Source organism: Microbacterium sp. NPDC078428, assembly GCF_044542535.1.
GTDB classification, from domain to species: Bacteria; Actinomycetota; Actinomycetes; order Actinomycetales; family Microbacteriaceae; genus Microbacterium; species Microbacterium limosum.
On record NZ_JBITUP010000002.1, the window covers coordinates 1 to 18,072 of the forward strand.

Below are 18,072 nucleotides of genomic sequence, written 5' to 3' on the forward strand. Positions count from 1 at the left end.
GCGGTGACGATCATCGTGCCGTTCAACTGGCCCATCGCGATCCTGGGCGCGGCGCTGCCCCACGCGCTGCTGGCGGGGAACACCGCGATCGTCAAGCCGCCGCCCTCGGCGCCGCTGGCGACCACCCGGCTGGTGCAGCGGGTGGCGGAGAAACTGCCCGCCGGGGTGCTGAACATCGTCACCGGCAAGGACGAGAACATGTCCGGCCTGATCCAGAACACCGACATCGCGAAGGTCTGCTTCACCGGGTCCGTCGGCGGCGGCAAGCGCATCGCCGAGATGGCCGCCCGCTCCCTCACCCGCGTCACCCTGGAACTGGGCGGCAACGACGCGGCGGTGTTCCTGGAAGACGCGCTCCTCGATGACACCCACCTGGACCGCCTCTACGCCGCGATCTACGACAGCACCGGACAGATCTGCATGAACGCCAAACGCGTCTTCGTGCACCGCTCCCGCCTGGACGAACTCGTCACCGGCCTGGAAACCCGCCTGAACAACGTCGTCCTCGGACACGGCCTGGACCAGGCCACCACCATGGGACCCCTCCACCAGGGCGCGCAGAAAGCATTCGTGGAAGACATCATCCAAGAAGCCAAAGACGCCGGCGCCGACGTCCGCGAATACGGCACCCTCCCCACCGGAGACCTCGCCGGCGGCAACTTCCTCCGCCCCGCGATCGTCATCGACCCCGACCCGGGCCTGCGCGTGGTCACCCAGGAACAATTCGGACCCGTCATCCCCATCATCCCCTTCGACACCGAAGACGAAGCCATCCGCCTCGCCAACGACACCTGGGGCGGACTATGCGGATCGGTCTGGACCGCCAACCCCGACACCGCCCACCGCGTCGGATCCCAACTGATCTGCGGATACGTCTGGATCAACGACCACGGCGCCACCCGCCTCGACCTCCGCGCCCCCTTCGGCGGCATGAAGCAATCCGGCTACGGCCGCGAACAAGGAATCGAAGGCATCCGCGCCTTCCAAGACACCCGCTCCATCGCCACCATCGACCCCCAAGCCCTCGCAAACATGGCCCACTGACACCACGACCGTGAGGCCCGCACCTGGGGCAGGTGCGGGCCTCACGCACGTCCGGGGCCGGGATCCGGGCGCTCCGCCGGCCGCCGGGTGTCCCCTCTCACGCCGGGGGGAAGTACGGTCGTGGTGGAGCGACAACCGCCCCAGGATCAGGAACCCTCGATGAGCACCCCCTCCCCCGCCCCTGCCGCGCGACGCGGCCGCCGGAATCGTCCCGACCCCGATGGCCCACGCGCCACGTTCCGGCAGCTGCTGCCCTTCCTGTTCGAGCACAAGAAGGTGCTCGTCGTCGTCGCGGTCCTCAGCGTGCTGGGTGCCGGCGCGACCCTCGTCCAGCCCCTCCTCGTGGGTCAGGTCATCTCGCGCGTGCAGGAGGGCCTGGACCTCGGCATCCTCATCTGGCTGCTCATCGGCTTCGTCGTCGTCTCCTCGGTGATCTCCGGCTACCAGCACTACCTGCTGCAGCGCACGGGCACCGCGGTGGTGTACTCCAGCCGCCGCAAGCTGATCGCCCGCATCCTCCACCTCCCGGTCAGCGAATTCGACGCGCGCCGCACCGGCGACCTCGTCTCCCGCGTGGGCACCGACACCACGCTGCTCTACGCGGTGCTCACACAGGGGCTCGCGGATGCCGTGGGCAACGCCCTGATCCTCGTCGGCGCCCTGCTCGCCATGATGTTCATCGACCCGCTCCTGCTCGGTCTGATCCTGCTCGTGATCGGCGGCTCGGTCGTCGTGGTGGTGCTGCTGAGCGGGCGCATCCGCACGGCGTCGACGCAGCAGCAGATCAAGGTCGGCGAACTCGCCAGCGGCGTCGAGCGCGCGGTCGGCTCCATCCGCACGGTGCGCGCGGCGGGCGCGACCGACCGCGAGGTCGCCTCCGTCACGAGGATGGCGAGCGAGGCCTACGACGTCGGCGTGCGCATCGCCAAGGTCTCCGCGCTCGTCGTCCCCGTCGCCGGCATCGCGATGCAGCTCTCGCTCCTCACCGTCCTCGGGGTCGGCGGCTTCCGCGTCGCGGCGGGCGCCATCTCGATCGCGCAGCTGGTGACCTTCGTGATGTTCCTCTTCCTTCTGATCGCGCCGCTGGCGACCACCTTCGGCGCCATCACGAGCGTCAACCAGGCCCTGGGGGCGCTCGGCCGCATCCAGGAGGTGCTCGACCTGCCGACCGAGGACGCCGGCGACGGCGTCCCCCGCGAACGGGTCGGGACGGATGCCGTGGCCGTCGCGGACACCGTGCCCGCGATCGCCTTCCGCGACGTGCGCTTCCGCTACCCCGATGCCGTCATCGCCGCGCGGGAGAAGGCCGCCGCGGAGGCGCGCTCGCTGCTCGAGGAGGCGCACGTCGAACCGCGGGTCTCGGACGGGGCGCCCGAGCCGGAGCCCGCGCGCGAGGTGCTGCGCGGGGTGAGCTTCGCCGTCCCTCGGGGCGCTCGCGTGGCGCTCGTCGGCCCGAGCGGTGCGGGCAAGAGCACGATCCTCTCGCTCATCGAGCGCTTCTACGACCCCACGAACGGCTCCATCCTCGTCGACGGCGTCGATGTGCGCGACATCGCACGCACGGATCTGCGTGCCCGCTTCGGCTACGTGGAGCAGGATGCCCCCACCCTCGCCGGCACAATCGCGGACAACCTGCGGCTCGCGTCACCCGAGGCATCCGACGCCGACTGCGAGCGCGTGCTGCGGGAGGTCAACCTCGGCGACGTGCTCGAGCGCAACGAGCTGGGGATCGACGCCCCCGTCGGCGAGGACGGCGTCATGCTCTCCGGCGGCGAGCGGCAGCGGCTCGCGATCGCACGAGCGATCCTGGCGGCGCCTCCCGTGCTGCTGCTGGACGAGTCGACGTCGTCATTGGACGGCGTCAACGAACAGCGAATGAGGGAGGCCATCGATGCGGTCGCCCAGGGCCGCACGCTGCTCGTGATCGCCCACCGACTGTCGACGGTCGTCGACAGCGACCTGATCGTCGTGCTCGAGCAGGGGCGCGTCGTCGGCACGGGAACGCACGCCGAGCTGGTGGAATCGACACCGCTGTACCGGGAGCTCGCCCGGCACCAGTTGCTCGTCTAGCGGCGGCGTCCGCCCACCTCGCGTGCGGGGCGCCCCGCCCGCACGCGAGGGCGTACTAGCCGGCCTGCTTCAGGCGGTATCGCAGCGCGGCGAGCTCGGCGTACAGCGCGGGCGGCACCCTGCCGTCGAAGGTCGCGTAGAACTCCTCCGTCAGATCGGCCTCGATCTGCCACGTCTGCGGCGAGACCGAGAACAGCTCCTCGAGATCGGCCTCGGGCACGTCGATCCCCGAGAGGTTCAGGTCCTCGGTCCGGGGCAGCCGCCCGATCGGGCTGTCGACGGCGCCGACCTCGCCGTTCAGACGCCGCACGATCCACTCGATGACCCGTGCGTTGTCGCCGAATCCCGGCCACAGGAAGCGGCCGTCGTCCCCACGACGGAACCAGTTCACCTGGAAGACGCGCGGAGCCCGGTCGAAGCGGAGCTTCTGACCCACTGCCAGCCAGTGCCCGAAGTAGTCCGCCATGTTGTAGCCGCAGAAGGGCAGCATCGCGAACGGGTCCCGGCGCAGCTCGCCCAGCGTCCCCTCGGCGGCGGCGGTGCGCTCGGAGGAGATGTTGGAGCCCATGAAGACGCCGTGCGTCCAGTCGGTGGCCTCGACCACGAGGGGCACGTTCGTCGCACGGCGACCCCCGAAGAGGATGGCGTCGAGGGGCACGCCCTCCGCGGCATCCCAGTCCTCGGCGATCTGCGGGCACTGCCCGGCGCTGACGGTGAAACGGGAGTTGGGGTGCGCCGCCGGCCGCCCGGAGTCCGGCGTCCACGGGTTGCCCTCCCAGTCGGTCAGGTTCGCGGGCGCCTCGTCCGTGAGACCCTCCCACCAGACGTCTCCGTCCGGCCGCAGGGCGACGTTGGTGAAGATCGTGTTGCCCCACAGCGTCTCGACGGCCGTGACATTCGTCGACTCGCCGGTACCGGGAGCGACGCCGAAGAAGCCGGCCTCGGGGTTGATCGCCCAGAGGCGGCCGTCCTCCCCCGGCCGCAGCCACGCGATGTCGTCTCCCAGCGTCTCCACGCGCCATCCCGGGATGGTCGGGCGCAGCATCGCGAGGTTCGTCTTGCCGCACGCGGACGGGAACGCCGCGGCGACGTGGTACCTGCGGCCCTGCGGATCGATCACCCGGATGAGCAGCATGTGCTCGGCGAGCCATCCCTCGTCGCGTCCGATGACGGAGGCGATCCGCAGCGCGAAGCACTTCTTGGCGAGGATCGCGTTGCCGCCGTACCCCGATCCGTACGACCACACCTCGAGCGTGTCGGGGAAGTGGACGATGTACTTCTCCTCGTTGCAGGGCCAGGCATCGCTTTTCTCGCCAGGCGCCAGGGGGGCTCCCACCGAGTGCACCGTCCTGACCCACGGCTTTCCGGCGGCGATCTGGCGCGTGACCTCGGCGCCCACTCGCGTCATGATGCCGATGGAGACCACGGCGTAGGGGCTGTCGGTGAGCTGGACGCCGATGTGGGAGAGGGGGCCGCCCACGGCGCCCATCGAGAACGGCACGACGTACATCGTGCGCCCGCGCATGCTGCCGGCGAAGATCTCGGTCATCGTGCCGCGGATCTCCTCAGGGGCCACCCAGTTGTTCGTCGGCCCGGCATCCTCCTCGCGCTCCGACGCGATATACGTGCGCCCCTCGGTCCGCGCGACGTCTCCCGGGTGCGAGCGTGCCAGGTAGGAGCCCGGGCGCCACTCCGGATTGAGTTTGATGAGCGTGCCGTCGTCGACCATCTGCCGCAGCAGTGCATCGTTCTCCGCGGCGGATCCGTCGATCCAGTGGATGCGGTCGGGCCGGGTCAGCGCGGCGATCTCGTCGACCCACGCGAAGAGCTCCCGGAGACCGGGCTCGTCGGCCGGGCGGCGGCCGAACGCGGCCATCGATCGCGCGGGGGTGGAAGGGGTGCGGCTGGTGAAGGTCTCGGCGAGGGCCATCTGTCGCTCCATTACAGGTCGGGTTTCCTCCATCTCACCGACTTTCCCGTGCGATTTGTCCGGAATTCGCTCGAAAGAATCGTGATTCCTTCGCTATCCTCAATTCATGGCGACCGGCATCGAACTCTCCACCCTGGGTCATCGGGTCCGTCACCACCGCCTGGGGGCGGGACTGACGCTCGACGAGCTCGGCGCGCGCGTTGGCGTCGCGGGCAGTCAGCTGAGCCTCATCGAGAACGGCAAGCGCGAGCCGAAGCTCTCCCTGCTGCAGGCGATCGCCGACGCCACCGAGACCGACGTGTCCGATCTCATCTCGGGCGAGCCGCCGAACCGACGCGCCGCGCTGGAGATCGAGCTCGAGCGCGCCCAGGCGAGCCCGGTGTTCCGCCGACTGGGCATCGCACCGGTCCGGGTCACCAAGGGCATCTCCGACGAGACGATCGAGTCGCTGCTGGGCCTGCACCACGAGCTCCAGCGCAGGGAGAGGGAGGCGATCGCGACCCCCGAGGAGGCGCGCCGGGCCAACACGGAGCTACGGCTGCGGATGCGCGACCGCCACAACTACCTCGCCGATATCGAGCGTCTCGCCGAGAAGCAGCTGCGCGCCGCGGGACACACATCGGGCGCGCTCACGCACCGCACGGTGAGCATCATGGCGGACAAGCTCGGCTTCGAGCTGATCTACGCGGGCGACCTGCCCTCCTCCACGCGCTCGATCACCGACCTCGAGAACGGGCGCATCTACCTGCCCCCGGCATCCATCCCCGGCGGCCACGGCCTGCGCTCCATGGCGCTGCAGGCGATGGCGCACCGTCTGCTCGGGCACACCAGGCCCACCGACTACGCCGACTTCCTGCAGCAGCGACTCGAGATCAACTACTTCGCCGCGTGCTGTCTCATGCCCGAGACGAACGCCGTCGCCTTCCTGCAGCAGGCGAAGAAGGATCGCAACCTTGCCGTCGAGGACTTCCGCGACGCGTTCGGCGTCACCCACGAGGCCGCAGGCATGCGGATGACCAACCTCGTCACGCAGCACCTCGGCATCGCCCTGCACTTCCTGCGGGTCGATCACAACGGCTCGCTGCAGCGCGTCTACGAGAACGACGGCCTCCCGCTGCCGATGGATGTCACGGGCTCCGTCGAGGGTCAGATCGTGTGCCGCAAGTTCTCGGCGCGCAGCGCCTTCTCGCAGCAGAATCGCACGACCGAGCACTACCAGTACACGGACACGCCCGCCGGCACCTACTGGTGCTCGACGCAGACGGGCACGACCCCCGACGGGGAGTTCTCGATCACGGTCGGAGTGCCCTTCGACGATGCGCGATGGTTCCGGGGGAGGGAGAGCTCGACGCGCGCCGTATCGACGTGCCCGGACGAAGCGTGCTGCCGCCGACCCGCGGCAGACCTCGCGCACCGGTGGGACGGCAAGGCGTGGCCGTCCGCACGGGTGCACACGCAGATGTTCTCACCCCTGCCCCGCGGGGCGTTCCCCGGGGTGGACGACTCCGAGGTGTACGCGTTCCTCGAGCGTCACGCCGAGGGCTGAGGCCCCTCACCCGCGACGATCTCCGCCCCCGCATGCGCCAGCTCCGCGAGGGCGCGCTCGCTGGCCTCCGCGGAGACCCCCGCGACGAGGGCGGTGAGGATCCGCACCCGACGGCCGTGCTCGATCGCATCGAGGGCGGAGGCGCGAACGCAGTGATCGGTCGCGATCCCGACGACGTCGACGTCGAGAACGTGGTGCTCCTCCAGCAGCTCCGAGACACGGCGCCCGTCATCCGTCGTGCCCTCGTAGAGGGAGTAGGCGGGGACGCCCTGCCCCTTCTTGACGTGATGGGTCACGGCCGACGTGTCCAGGCCCGGGTCGTACTCGGCGCCCGCCGTTCCGGAGACGCAGTGGATCGGCCACGTGTCCACGAAGTCCGGTTCGGGGTGGAAGTGGCCGCCGTTGTCGCTGTCGGCATCGTGCCAGTCTCGGGACGCCACGATGAGCGCATACTCGCCCGCATGCTCCGCGAGGTGGGCGCTGATCCGCTCCGCGACCGCGTCACCGCCCTCCACGGCGAGCGCGCCTCCCTCGGTGAAGTCGTTCTGAACGTCGACGATGAACAGGGCCTTGGTCATGCTCCGAGGGTACGCCGCGCCGCGGCATCCGTCAGCGGCCGTCCGTACGAGCACAGGGGTTCGCCCGAGAACAGGAGCTCACAGCCGGGATCGGCCTGTCTCGAGCGAATCGCCTGTTCTCGGGCGAGCCGCCGCCCGGCGCGCTACGGGCGCGCCGCCGCCTCGTCCACCTCGCGCCGCGCGAGCCTGCTCGGCCACCAGATCGCCCGGCCGATGTCGTGGGCGAGGGCCGGCACGAGCAGCGAGCGCACGATGAAGGTGTCCAGGAGCACGCCGAAGGCCACGATGAACGCGATCTGGGCGAGGAAGAGGATCGGGATCACCCCGAGAGCGGCGAACGTCGCGGCGAGGACCAGACCCGCCGACGTGATGACGCCGCCGGTCGCCACCAGGCCTCGCAGGATGCCGGGGCGGGTGCCGTGCCGCAGCGACTCCTCGCGCACCCTCGTCATGAGGAAGATGTTGTAGTCGATGCCGAGCGCCACGAGGAACACGAAGCCGTAGAGCGGCACCGCGGGGTCTGCCCCGGGGAACCCGAAGACGTGCTCGAACACGAGCGCGCTCACCCCGAGCGCCGCCCCGAACGAGACGATGACCGTCGCGACGAGCAGTACGGGAGCCAGCACGGATCGCAGCAGGAGCATGAGGATCACGAGGATCACCACCAGGACGACGGGGATGATCAGGGTGCGGTCGCGGATGGATGTCGCATTGGTGTCGAGCGCGACCGCGGTCACGCCGCCGACCTGCGCCACGCCCTCCCCCAGCTCCGCATCGAACGCGGTGCGCAGATCCTCCACCGTCGCCTCGGCTGCGAGAGAGTCGGCCGCATCCGAGAGAGTGACCTGCAGCAGCACGTCCCCGTCGGAGACAGTCGGCGCGGGCTCCGGAGTGCCGGGCGGCCCGACCGCCGTGAAGACGGCCTCGCCGTCCCGCACCGTGACCGCCGCCTGCCCGGTCGGCGAGTCCCCCGACGCGATAGCGACGTCGTCGGCGCCGTCGACTCCCTCCACGACGTCGACCGCCGCGGCGACGTCGCCCTCGGGAACGACGACGTAGGCGGGGCTGCCCGATCCGCCCGGGAAGTGCTCGGAGAGGACCTCCTGGCCGTCCCTGGCCTGGGAGTACCCCAGCACGAGGTCGCTGGAGGCGACCCCGTCGGCCTCCAGCTGCAGCACGCCGACCGTCGCGGCGAGCAGGCCCACCGTGCACACGATCCAGATGCTGCGGGCGCGGCGCGCGACGAAGCGTGCCGTCGCGGGCCAGACGCCCCGACCCGCGACCGGGTCGCCGGCGATCGCCTCGGGCTTGGGCACGAACGGCCAGAAGGCCGCCCGGCCGAACACCGCCAGCAGCGCGGGCAGGAAGGTCAGGGCGGAGAGCATCGCGAAGGCGATCCCGATGGAGGCGATCGGGCCGAGCGCCTTGTTGCTGGCGAGATCCGAGAGCAGGAGGCAGAGCAGGCCCGCGATGACGGTGCCGCCGGAGGCGAGGATCGGCTCGAACGCTCCTCGCCAGGCGGACACCGCGGCATCCCACCGCGTTTGGCCGCCGGCGAGCGCCTCGCGGAACCGTGCCACGTAGAGCAGGGCGTAGTCGGTCGCCGCACCGATGACGAGGATGAACAGGATGCCCTGCACCTGGCCGTTGAGCACGAAGATCCCCGCGAAGGCGAGCCACCACACCGTCAGCAGGGCCACGCACAGCGCGAAGACCGAGGAGGCGAGCACGAGCAGGGGGAGCAGCGGCGAACGGTAGACGATGACGAGGATGACGAAGACGGCGCCGAGAGCGACCGCCAGCAGAAGCCCGTCGATGCCGAGGAAGCCCTCGGTCAGATCGGCCGTGAAGCCCGCGGGTCCCGTCACCCAGCCATCCAGCGGTGCGGGCAGGCCGGCAACGAGGTCGCGCAGCTCCGTCACGCTCTCGCGCAGTTCGGCGTCCGCATCGATCGGCACGAAGATCTGCAGCGCCTGGCCGTCCTCCGACGGGACGGGCGGGGACGCATCCCCCGTCACGCCGTCGACCCGGGCGAGGTCCTCGGCGAGCGCGGCGACATCGGCCGTCTGCTCGGAGGTCAGCTCGCCCTCACCCGTCACGACGACGAGCGCGGGCACCGAATCCGCGCCGAGGAACCCCGCCAGCCGCTCCTGGACGGCCGTCGCATCGGCGCTCGCGGGCAGGAACGACGACTGGTCATTGGTGGAGACCTCGTCGACCTTGCCGAAGTAGGGCCCGCCGATGGAGCCGCCGACGAGCCAGACGAGGATCAGCAGCACGGGTAGGCCGATGCGCAGAAGCCGGGGCGGCCGGGAGATGGTTTTCACGATCGCTAGCTTAGCTAGCTAAATGTCCCCGGCGCGAGGGATCACCATCTCTCGATGATCAGGGGGATCCAGCCGATGACGAACGCCGCAAGTCCCACGCCGAGCATGAGGAGCCCGAGGCGGACGAGGAATCGCACGGCGTGGGAGCTGGCCTCGATGCGCATCTTGTTCCGCCAGCCGCGCCGGTAGTGGATGTCGGCCATGTCGCGGGAGCCGATGTGCCGGACGTCCGCGGCGCCGAGCGGGGCTTCGTTGACGTTGCCGTCGTCGTCGAACCAGCGCACGACGGGTCCGTGGTCGGTCTGCTCGACGACGGCACGCACCGCGACCCAGTCACCATCGGCGAGCCGCGCGATGAGGGCGATGAGGAGGAGGCCCACTCCGAGCCCCGCACCGATCCAGGTGAAGATCTCGGCAATGAGTCCCACCGTGTCGCCCACGATCTACAGATTAGCGGCGCGCATGCGCGGCGACGTCCCCGGCTAACCTGTTCGCGTGGCAGCAGGACACGGACACGCGGGAGGCGGTGACCACGGGCACCGGCCCGGCGGCACAGCCGGGCACGACCACACCGCCGGCGCCTCGCGTACGCGCCTGCAGATCGCCTTGGCACTCACCGCGGCGGTGCTCGTCGTCGAGGTGATCGGCGCGGTGATGACCCGTAGCCTCGCCCTCTTCGTCGATGCCGCGCACATGCTCACCGACGTCGCCGGCCTCGCGACGGCGGTCGTGGCCTCGCGTCTGGCCGATCTGCCGACCTCCGACCGTCGGACGTGGGGATGGGCTCGCGCGGAGGTGCTCGGTGCCCTCGCCCAAGCCGCCCTGCTGCTCGGAGTGGGCGTCTTCGCCCTCGTGGAAGGGGTCCGGCGGCTGTTCTCGCCCCCGGAGGTGCTCGCGGGGCCGCTCGTCGTCTTCGGAGCGATCGGCCTCGTCGCCAATGTCGTCGCCCTCCTGGTGCTCGCGGGTGGGCGACGCTCGAACCTCAACATGAGGGCGGCGTTCCTCGAGGTCGTCAACGACGCGCTGGGGTCGGTGGGCGTGATCGTCTCCGCCCTGTGCATCGCACTGTTCGGCTGGCAGCGGGCGGACGCGATCGTCGGCATCCTCATCGCCGGGCTGATCATCCCCCGCACCCTCGTCCTGTTGCGCGCGGCAGGCAGCGTGCTGATGGAGCAGACTCCCCCGGGTCTCGATCTGGCGGCCGTCCGGTCCCACATCCTCGCGCTCCCGCACGTGCGGGAGGTCCACGACCTGCACGCCTCGCGCGTGGCATCGAACCTCCCCGTGCTGAGCGCGCATGTCGTCGTGGACGAGGAGTGCTTCACCGACGGCCACACGGCCGCGCTCCTGAACGACCTGCAGGAATGCGTCGCGGAGCACTTCGTCGTCTCGATCGAGCACTCCACCTTCCAGTTCGAGCCGCCCTCGCATCCAGACGAGGGCTCACGGCACGTGTGACACGGCCGGAGCATAGACTCGCATCTATGGATGCTGCGGCGCGACTGGCGGTGATGGCCGACCCCACCCGCGCGCGGATCGTCGCGCTCCTGCGCGGTGCGCCGGCCGGGCGGGCACTCGTCGGCCACCTGGCGCGCGACCTGGGCCTTCGCCAGCCGACGATCAGCCACCACATGCGGGTTCTCCGCGAGGCGGGCGTCGTCGAGCGCGATCCTGTGGGCCGCGAGGCGTGGTACTCCCTGACGCCCGGCGACGCCGAGCAGCTGGCCGACATCGTCGCGGCGCCGGCGGCGGCACCCCCGACGCCCCCGGTGGACCTCGACCGCATCGCCGACGACCTCGGCGCGCGCTATCGCGGCGTGCTCGGGCGCGACACGATCCGCCGCCACGTGCAGGAGAGCCACGATCTGCTGAGCGCCACGACGGGGGTGCGGATGCTCGCCTCCCGCACGAGCGCGTTCGCGGCATCCCGGCTCGAGGCCGCGCTCGCCCACGACGCCGTCCCCGCCGCGCGCGAGGTGCTCTTCGTCTGCACGCAGAACGCCGGCAGGTCTCAGATGGCCGCCGCCCTGCTGCGCCACCTCACCGGGCCGGACGTCGTGATCAGGTCCGCGGGCTCCGAGCCCCGCGGCGAGATCCGGTCGGCCGTCGTGAGCGCGCTCGACGAGATCGGGGTCGGGATCGGCGGCGAGTTCCCCAAGCCACTGACGGACGACGTCGTGCGCGCCGCCGACGTCGTGGTCACGATGGGATGCGGCGACGCCTGCCCCGTCTACCCGGGCATCCGCTACGTCGACTGGGACATCGCGGATCCCGCCGGGCTGCCGCTCGCGGACGTGCGACGGATCCGCGACGAGATCGAGCTCCGGGTGCGCGAGCTCGCCGCGGATCTGCGACCCGCGTGAGCGTTCACCCGGCGTTCACCATCGATACATAGACCGCGGTCTATCATTAGGTGACCGTGAGGAGCATCATGACCGACAAGCCCACCGTTCTCTTCGTCTGCGTCCACAACGCCGGACGCTCGCAGATGGCCGCCGGATACCTGCGCGCGCTCGCCGGCGACGACGTCGAGGTGCTCTCGGCCGGCTCGGCGCCGAAGGACCGGATCAACCCGATCGCCGTGGAGGCGATGGCGGAGGAAGGCATCGACATCGCGGGGCACACCCCGAACGTGCTGACGGTCGAGGCAGTCGAGGTATCGGATGTCGTGATCACGATGGGATGCGGCGACGCCTGCCCGATCTTCCCCGGCAAGCGCTACGAGGACTGGGAGCTGGACGACCCGGCGGGACAGGGCATCGAGTCCGTCCGCCCGATCCGCGACGAGATCCGCCGCCGCATCGAAGCGCTGATCGGCGACCTGCTCCCCGAGAAGGCCCGCGCATGAGCACCGCCCGCGGCCAGGACGCGCTGCTGTCCTCGGACGCCGTCCTGCAGCGCGCCGCGGAGCGACTGGCGCAGCACTTCGCCGGCATGGTCAACGAGGAGACCGTCGAGCGTGTGGTGTTCGAGTCGTATGCCGCCCTGGGGCGCACCGCGACGGTGTCGACCCACCTGCCCGCGCTCGCCGAGAAGTTCGCCCGCGATCGGCTGACGGCCCTGGCGCAGTCCAAGGGCCTCGTCGCCAAGCCCGTTCCCGAGGTCCTCTACGTCTGCGTGCAGAACTCCGGACGCTCGCAGATGGCCGCCGCCCTCACGCGCCAGCTCTCGGGAGGCCGGGTACACGTGCGATCGGCGGGGTCGCAGCCGGCCGCCGGCATCCTCCCCTCCGTCGCCGAGGTGCTCGCCGAGATCGGGATCGACGTGGGGCAGGACTTCCCCAAGCCGCTGACCGACGACGTCGTGCGCGCCGCGGATGCCGTGGTCACGATGGGGTGCGGGGATGCCTGCCCCATCTACCCGGGCAAGCGCTACCTGGACTGGCCGCTCGCCGACCCGGCTGGTCTCGACCTCGACGGGGTGCGCGCCGTTCGCGACGACATCCGGGACCGGGTCGAGCACCTGCTCGCGGAGCTCACGAGCGCTCCCCCGCGCTGAGCGCGGGCGTCGGAGGGCGCACGTACCGTGTCGGTATACCCCTGGCGCTCCTACGATCGCTGGGTCGCGGCATCCTCGTCGCTCTCTGCTGATGCGACGTCCTCCCACCCGGGGCGGCGTCGATCGGACGTCAGTCCCAGTCGAGGTAGTCCTCGATGGCCCATGAGGTGGCACCCACGTGGGTCGCCGGGAAGAGGTGGCCTCCGCCCTCGACGCGCACGACGCTGACCCGGTCCGGCGCCGCCGCCTGCAGCGCGTCGCCGTTGGCGGCCGGCGCGACCGGGTCTTCCGTTCCCTGGATGACAAGCACCGGAACCGCGGGCGCGAGCGGGGGCAGCTGCGCCGAGCCGCGCGCGGAACGCTGCATCTGTGCGACCGCGTCGTCGCGCAGGTGCTCAGGAGCCTCCACCGCCCCCGGCGACGAGGCGGGCTCGTCGACGCCGAGCAGCAGTACTCCGTTGACGCGGTCGGCATGCTCGAGGGCGACGATGCGCGCGACCGCGCCGCCGAACTCGTGACCGCCGATCCAGGCGTCCGCGATGCCGAGCTCGTCGAGGACGTCGACGACGTCCTGCGCCAGCTGGCTCATCGTCACGGATGCGGACGGGTCGGAGGGGACGCGGCGGGTGCCGAGCCGGATGACGCGGAAGTCCTCCTCCGAGACCGAATGGGCGAGCGCGCCCAGATAGTCGATTCCCAGGCCGAGACCGGCGATCAGCACCAGGGCGGGCCCGTCACCCTCGACGGCGAAGGGGATCGCCCGGCCGTCGGCGTCGAAGATCTGGGTGTCGGTCATTGCTCGGGTCCTCTCTGGGGACGGTCATCGTTCGTCGCCGGCGCCCTGCCGGCACGGCCTTCGGGGCTCAGACGTTGAAGCGGAACTCCACCACGTCGCCGTCCTGCATGACGTAGTCCTTGCCCTCCAGGCGCGCCTTGCCCTTGGCCCGGGCATCGAGAACCGACCCCGCCTCGATCAGGTCGTCGAACGAGATGACCTCGGCCTTGATGAAGCCCTTCTCGAAGTCGGTGTGGATGACTCCCGCCGCCTGCGGCGCCTTCCAGCCCTTGCCGATCGTCCAGGCGCGGGACTCCTTCGGACCGGCCGTGAGGTAGGTCTGCAGTCCGAGCGTGTCGAAGCCGATGCGCGCGAGCTGGTCGAGGCCGGACTCCTCCTGCCCCGTCGAGGCGAGCAGCTCCGCCGCGTCCTCGGGGTCGAGGTCGATGAGCTCCGATTCGATCTTGGCGTCGAGGAAGACGGCCTTGGCCGGGGCGACGAGCTCTTCCAGGCTCGCCTTCGCCGCGGCATCCGTCAGGATCGCCTCGTCGACGTTGAAGACGTAGATGTACGGCTTCGCGGTCAGCAGCCCGAGCTCCCTGATCGGCGAGAGGTCCAGGTCGGAGTGCGAGAGCAGCACGCCCCGCTCCAGCGCGTCCCGCGCCGCCGTCGCGGCCTCGAGCACGCTCGGATCGCTCTTCTTCCCCCTGACCTCCTTCTCGATGCGCGGGATCGCGCGCTCGAGGGTCTGCAGGTCGGCCAGCTGCAGCTCGGCGTTGATCGTCTCGAGGTCGTTCTTGGGGTTCACCCCGCCCTCGACGTGCACGACGTCGTCGTCGGTGAAGCCGCGGACGACCTGCGCGATCGCGTCGGCCTCGCGGATGTTGGCGAGGAACTGGTTGCCCAGGCCCTCGCCCTCGCTCGCGCCGCGCACGATGCCCGCGATGTCGACGAACGACACCGTCGCGGGCAGGATGCGCTCGCTGCCGAAGATCTCGGCCAGCTGCGCGAGGCGCGGGTCGGGCAGGCTCACGACCCCGACGTTCGGCTCGATCGTCGCGAACGGATAGTTCGCGGCGAGCACGTCGTTCTTCGTCAGTGCGTTGAAGAGGGTGGACTTGCCGACGTTGGGCAGGCCGACGATGCCGATAGTGAGAGCCACGGGCATCGAGTCTACGGCGGTGCGCCGGTGGATTCCTCCGGGGGCCGGCCTCAGCCGCCGACGACGGCCCGGAACGCGTGCGTCACGTAGGGCATCTCGATCGAGCCGTCGCCGGCGCGCAACGGGTGCGCGGCCACGTGGGCGACGACCTCTCGTTCGATGCGGGCGCGCTCGTCGGGCGCCGCCGTGATGACGTAGCTGCGCGAGCGCACCATCTCGAGGACGGTCGCGGGCGACATCCGCCGCGACCACGTCCACTCGCGTCGCTCCAGCGTGGCGAACGGGTCGGCGACCCGCGGACCGCCCTCCGCGATCAGCCGCTCGGCGTTGCTGCCGTGCACGATCTCGGTGAGGCGCGCGACCCAGGGCACGTGCTCGTCTCGGACGTTCCAGACGAGCCCGAGCACACCGCCGGGCCGCAGCACGCGACCGGCCTCGGCCGATCCGGCATCGGGGTCGACCCAGTGCCATGCCTGGCCGAGCAGGACGGCGTCGACGGATGCGTCGGGCAGCGGCATCCGTTCCGCCGTGCCCTCGACGGTCCGCACGCCGGGGACTCCCGCGCGCAGCTGCTCGAGCATCACGGGGTCGGGATCGACCGCGACGACGTCGGCCCCGAGCGCCGCCAGCTCCCGTGTCAGCTTGCCCGTGCCGGCTCCGACGTCGGCGACGCGGATGCCGGGGTCGATCGCCACGGGAGCGAGCATCCACGCCACCGCCGCGGCGGGATACCCCGGCCGGCCCGTGTCGTAGGCCGCGGCGGCCCGCCCGAACGACCTCGCCAGCCCCTGTCCGTCATCCATGGCCCGAGCCTATGTCGACCGCGCCGTCCGCGGCGCGCCTGCCGCCGGCCCGGACCGGGCCTTGCGAGGCTGAGCGCGTGTCCCTGGATTTCACCGCGATCGACTTCGAGACGGCGAATTCCAGCACCGCGTCGGCCTGCGCCGTGGGGATGGTGCGCGTCCGGGGAGGGCGCGTCGTCGCCCGCGCGGGATGGCTCATCCAGCCGCCGCCCGGCCACGACGCGTTCGCCCCCGTCAACATCGGCATCCACGGCATCCGGGCCGAGGACGTCGTCGGGGCGAAGGGGTGGAGCGCCCAGCTGGACGATCTCTGCGCCTTCGCGGGCGCCGACGTTCTCGTGGCCCACAACGCCGGCTTCGACATGAACGTCATCCGACGGGCCTGCGAGGCCACCGGCGACGCGTGCCCGCCCTATCGCTACCTGTGCTCCCTGCAGCTGGCGCGCCGCTCCTACGAGCTGGACTCCTACCGCCTCCCCCGCGTCGCGGCGGCCGCGGGCTTCGCCGATTTCGCCCACCACGACGCGCGGGCCGACGCGGAGGCGTGCGCGCACATCGTCGTGGATGCCGCGCGTCGGCACGGCGCGCGGGACGTGCCGACGTTGGTCGCCGTCGCGGGCGTGCGGATCTCCGCGCTCGCCGCCGCCCCGGCGGCCGCCGCGGCCGCACGGGTGGCCTGACCCCCGCGCGGCGCGCGCACCCGCCGGTGTCCGAGCCCGGTGCCACGATGGGGCCATGGATGCCGTGACCATCGCCACCCTCGCCGTCGCCGCCCTGCTCGGCGCCCTCATCGGGTGGGTCGTGCGCGGCTCCCGCGGAGCGGCCGAGCTGGGCGCCGCCCGTGCGCGCGCGGATGGCGCGGAGTCGCTCGTCGCGGGGCTGCGCGATCAGCTGGCGCAGGAGCGGGCCTCTCAGGCCGAACGCGCGGAGCGCGAGCGCCGCGAGCACGCGGTGCTCGAGGCGCTGGCCCCCGTGCGGGAGACGCTGCACACGATGCAGCGTCAGGTCGCCGACCTCGAGCGGGAGCGCACGGCGCAGTACGGGGCCATCTCGACTCAGCTGCGCCTCTCCCTGGAGACCGACGAGCAGCTGCGCCGCACGACGGAATCGCTCGCGGGTGCCCTGCGCGACAACGGCACGCGCGGAGTGTGGGGCGAGGCGGCGCTGCGCAACATCGTCGAAGCGGCGGGGCTCACACGGCACGTCGACTTCACGACGCAGGCATCGATCAATTCCGACGCCGGCGCAGGGCGCCCCGACATGGTGATCCGCCTCCCCGGCGGTGCCGCCATCCCCGTCGACGCGAAGGTCCCCCTCGATGCGTATCTCGAGGCGGCCGCCATCCCGCTCACCGCGACGGGCGAGGACGCAGAGCGGCGCCTGAGTCTGCTGCAGCGGCACGTCAGGGCCGTGCGCGCGCACATCGACGCACTCGCGCGCAAGGCGTACTGGAGCGGTCTCGAGACGGCGCCGGAGTTCGTCGTCTGCTTCCTGCCGAACGAGTCGCTCCTGGCCACGGCGCTGGATGCCGACCCGGCGCTGCTGGACTACGCGTTCGGCAAGAGGGTGGCGCTGGCATCCCCCGTGAACCTCTGGGCGGTGCTGAAGACGGTCTCCTTCGCCTGGACGCAGGAGGACGTCTCCGCCGAGGCCAAGCAGCTCTTCGATCTGGGCACCACGCTCTACGCACGCCTCGGCACCCTCGCCGGCCACGCCGAGACCCTGCGCCGATCGCTCGAGCGAGCCGTCGAGAGCTACAACGCCTTCGCGGGGTCGTTCGAGAGCCGCGTCCTCGCGACCGCGCGGCGCTTCCCTGGGATCGATGACACGAAGCTGCTCCCCGAGGCGGCTCCGCTCGCGGCGACCACGCGGGCGATCACGGCGCCGGAGCTGTCGCCCCCGGCCCACGACGCGCGAGGCGACGAGGCGCTCCCGCGCGACACTGCACTCCAGAGCGACAGTGCACTCCAGAGCGACGGGGACCTCGCCGCCGTGCGAGCCCGCCTCGCCGAGTGAGTCTTGCGATCAGACGCCGCCGCCGGGGATGAGGCTCATGAGGGCGACGACGGTCCCCGCGACGAAGACGAAGGCCCCGACCAGCCACCACGGGCTGACCTCGTGGCCCTCTTCCCGGCGCACGCGCAGGAGGACGTCCTCCCGTCGAGCGGGATCGACGGCGTTCTGCACGACGGCGATCGCGCCGGTCCTGGGTTCCTGAGCAGTGCTCATGCGTTCCGTCCCGTGTCTGCTGTGTACTGAGGTCCACCGTCGACGCTGACTGGCGGCTCCATTCTCGCAGATGACCGCGCGAGGGTCAGGTAACGATCAGGTCGCGGCGT

At 71.2% G+C, this 18,072-nt stretch carries 17 protein-coding genes; 9 read left to right on the top strand and 8 right to left on the bottom strand.

Annotated elements, in window-relative coordinates:
- The coding region (locus ACIGCK_RS04105) for an aldehyde dehydrogenase family protein (RefSeq protein ID WP_396664027.1) at window positions 1-1,044 on the top strand (1,044 nt) is incomplete at its 5' end.
- 159 nt (window positions 1,045-1,203) lie between these two features.
- On the top strand, window positions 1,204-3,114 hold the full coding sequence (locus ACIGCK_RS04110) for an ABC transporter ATP-binding protein (protein ID WP_396664029.1): 1,911 nt from the start codon (window positions 1,204-1,206) through the stop codon (window positions 3,112-3,114).
- A 55-nt stretch (window positions 3,115-3,169) separates the two neighbouring features.
- Here ACIGCK_RS04110 and ACIGCK_RS04115 read toward each other — a convergent pair whose 3' ends face one another.
- On the bottom strand, window positions 3,170-5,044 hold the full coding sequence (locus ACIGCK_RS04115; RefSeq protein ID WP_396664031.1) for a phosphoenolpyruvate carboxykinase (GTP): 1,875 nt from the start codon (window positions 5,042-5,044) through the stop codon (window positions 3,170-3,172).
- A gap of 106 nt (window positions 5,045-5,150) precedes the next feature.
- Between ACIGCK_RS04115 and ACIGCK_RS04120 the strand changes: the two genes are divergently transcribed.
- Window positions 5,151-6,590: a helix-turn-helix domain-containing protein gene (locus ACIGCK_RS04120; protein ID WP_396664033.1), complete on the top strand. Its 1,440-nt coding sequence runs from the start codon at window positions 5,151-5,153 to the stop codon at window positions 6,588-6,590.
- Here the strand turns inward: ACIGCK_RS04120 and ACIGCK_RS04125 are convergent.
- The 3 genes from ACIGCK_RS04125 to ACIGCK_RS04135 form a co-directional block, all read right to left on the bottom strand.
- Entirely contained in the window at window positions 6,575-7,168 is a 594-nt protein-coding gene (locus tag ACIGCK_RS04125; RefSeq protein WP_396664035.1) for an isochorismatase family protein, read from the bottom strand. The genes ACIGCK_RS04120 and ACIGCK_RS04125 overlap by 16 nt on opposite strands.
- Window positions 7,169-7,311: 143 nt before the next feature.
- Entirely contained in the window at window positions 7,312-9,495 is a 2,184-nt protein-coding gene (locus ACIGCK_RS04130) for an MMPL family transporter (RefSeq protein WP_396664037.1), read from the bottom strand.
- 41 nt (window positions 9,496-9,536) lie between these two features.
- The gene (locus tag ACIGCK_RS04135) at window positions 9,537-9,935 is read right to left on the bottom strand and encodes a hypothetical protein (RefSeq protein ID WP_396664039.1); all 399 of its coding nucleotides are present in this window, start codon (window positions 9,933-9,935) and stop codon (window positions 9,537-9,539) included.
- Between the two features lie 55 nt (window positions 9,936-9,990).
- Here ACIGCK_RS04135 and ACIGCK_RS04140 point away from each other — a divergent pair, with 55 nt between their 5' ends.
- From ACIGCK_RS04140 to ACIGCK_RS04155, 4 genes are all read left to right on the top strand, one after another.
- Window positions 9,991-10,953: a cation diffusion facilitator family transporter gene (locus tag ACIGCK_RS04140; RefSeq protein WP_396664041.1), complete on the top strand. Its 963-nt coding sequence runs from the start codon at window positions 9,991-9,993 to the stop codon at window positions 10,951-10,953.
- A 26-nt stretch (window positions 10,954-10,979) separates the two neighbouring features.
- A complete protein-coding gene (locus ACIGCK_RS04145; RefSeq protein ID WP_396664043.1) occupies window positions 10,980-11,858 on the top strand; it encodes a metalloregulator ArsR/SmtB family transcription factor in 879 nt (292 codons plus the stop codon).
- Between the two features lie 68 nt (window positions 11,859-11,926).
- The gene (locus tag ACIGCK_RS04150) at window positions 11,927-12,343 is read left to right on the top strand and encodes an arsenate reductase ArsC (protein WP_396664045.1); all 417 of its coding nucleotides are present in this window, start codon (window positions 11,927-11,929) and stop codon (window positions 12,341-12,343) included.
- Entirely contained in the window at window positions 12,340-12,993 is a 654-nt protein-coding gene (locus tag ACIGCK_RS04155; protein WP_396664047.1) for an arsenate reductase ArsC, read from the top strand. The genes ACIGCK_RS04150 and ACIGCK_RS04155 overlap by 4 nt, the downstream gene beginning before the upstream one ends.
- A 130-nt stretch (window positions 12,994-13,123) precedes the next feature.
- Here the strand turns inward: ACIGCK_RS04155 and ACIGCK_RS04160 are convergent, their stop codons facing one another.
- The 3 genes from ACIGCK_RS04160 to ACIGCK_RS04170 form a co-directional block, all read right to left on the bottom strand.
- On the bottom strand, window positions 13,124-13,789 hold the full coding sequence (locus ACIGCK_RS04160; RefSeq protein WP_396664049.1) for an alpha/beta fold hydrolase: 666 nt from the start codon (window positions 13,787-13,789) through the stop codon (window positions 13,124-13,126).
- Between the two features lie 67 nt (window positions 13,790-13,856).
- Window positions 13,857-14,930 carry a redox-regulated ATPase YchF gene (gene ychF / locus ACIGCK_RS04165; protein ID WP_396664051.1) on the bottom strand — a complete coding sequence of 358 codons (1,074 nt, stop codon included), beginning with the start codon at window positions 14,928-14,930 and terminating at the stop codon, window positions 13,857-13,859.
- 50 nt (window positions 14,931-14,980) lie between these two features.
- Window positions 14,981-15,733, bottom strand: coding sequence for a class I SAM-dependent methyltransferase (locus ACIGCK_RS04170; protein WP_330170055.1), 753 nt, complete (start codon window positions 15,731-15,733; stop codon window positions 14,981-14,983).
- 77 nt (window positions 15,734-15,810) lie between these two features.
- Between ACIGCK_RS04170 and ACIGCK_RS04175 the strand changes: the two genes are divergently transcribed.
- Both ACIGCK_RS04175 and ACIGCK_RS04180 read left to right on the top strand, forming a co-directional pair.
- A complete protein-coding gene (locus ACIGCK_RS04175) occupies window positions 15,811-16,413 on the top strand; it encodes a 3'-5' exonuclease (RefSeq protein WP_396664053.1) in 603 nt (200 codons plus the stop codon).
- Between the two features lie 55 nt (window positions 16,414-16,468).
- Window positions 16,469-17,749: a DNA recombination protein RmuC gene (locus ACIGCK_RS04180; protein ID WP_396664055.1), complete on the top strand. Its 1,281-nt coding sequence runs from the start codon at window positions 16,469-16,471 to the stop codon at window positions 17,747-17,749.
- A gap of 9 nt (window positions 17,750-17,758) precedes the next feature.
- On the opposite strand, the gene ACIGCK_RS04185 is transcribed toward ACIGCK_RS04180, so the two are convergent.
- Window positions 17,759-17,962: a UDP-N-acetylmuramyl pentapeptide phosphotransferase gene (locus ACIGCK_RS04185; protein ID WP_330170058.1), complete on the bottom strand. Its 204-nt coding sequence runs from the start codon at window positions 17,960-17,962 to the stop codon at window positions 17,759-17,761.
- Window positions 17,963-18,072: the final 110 nt, after the last annotated feature.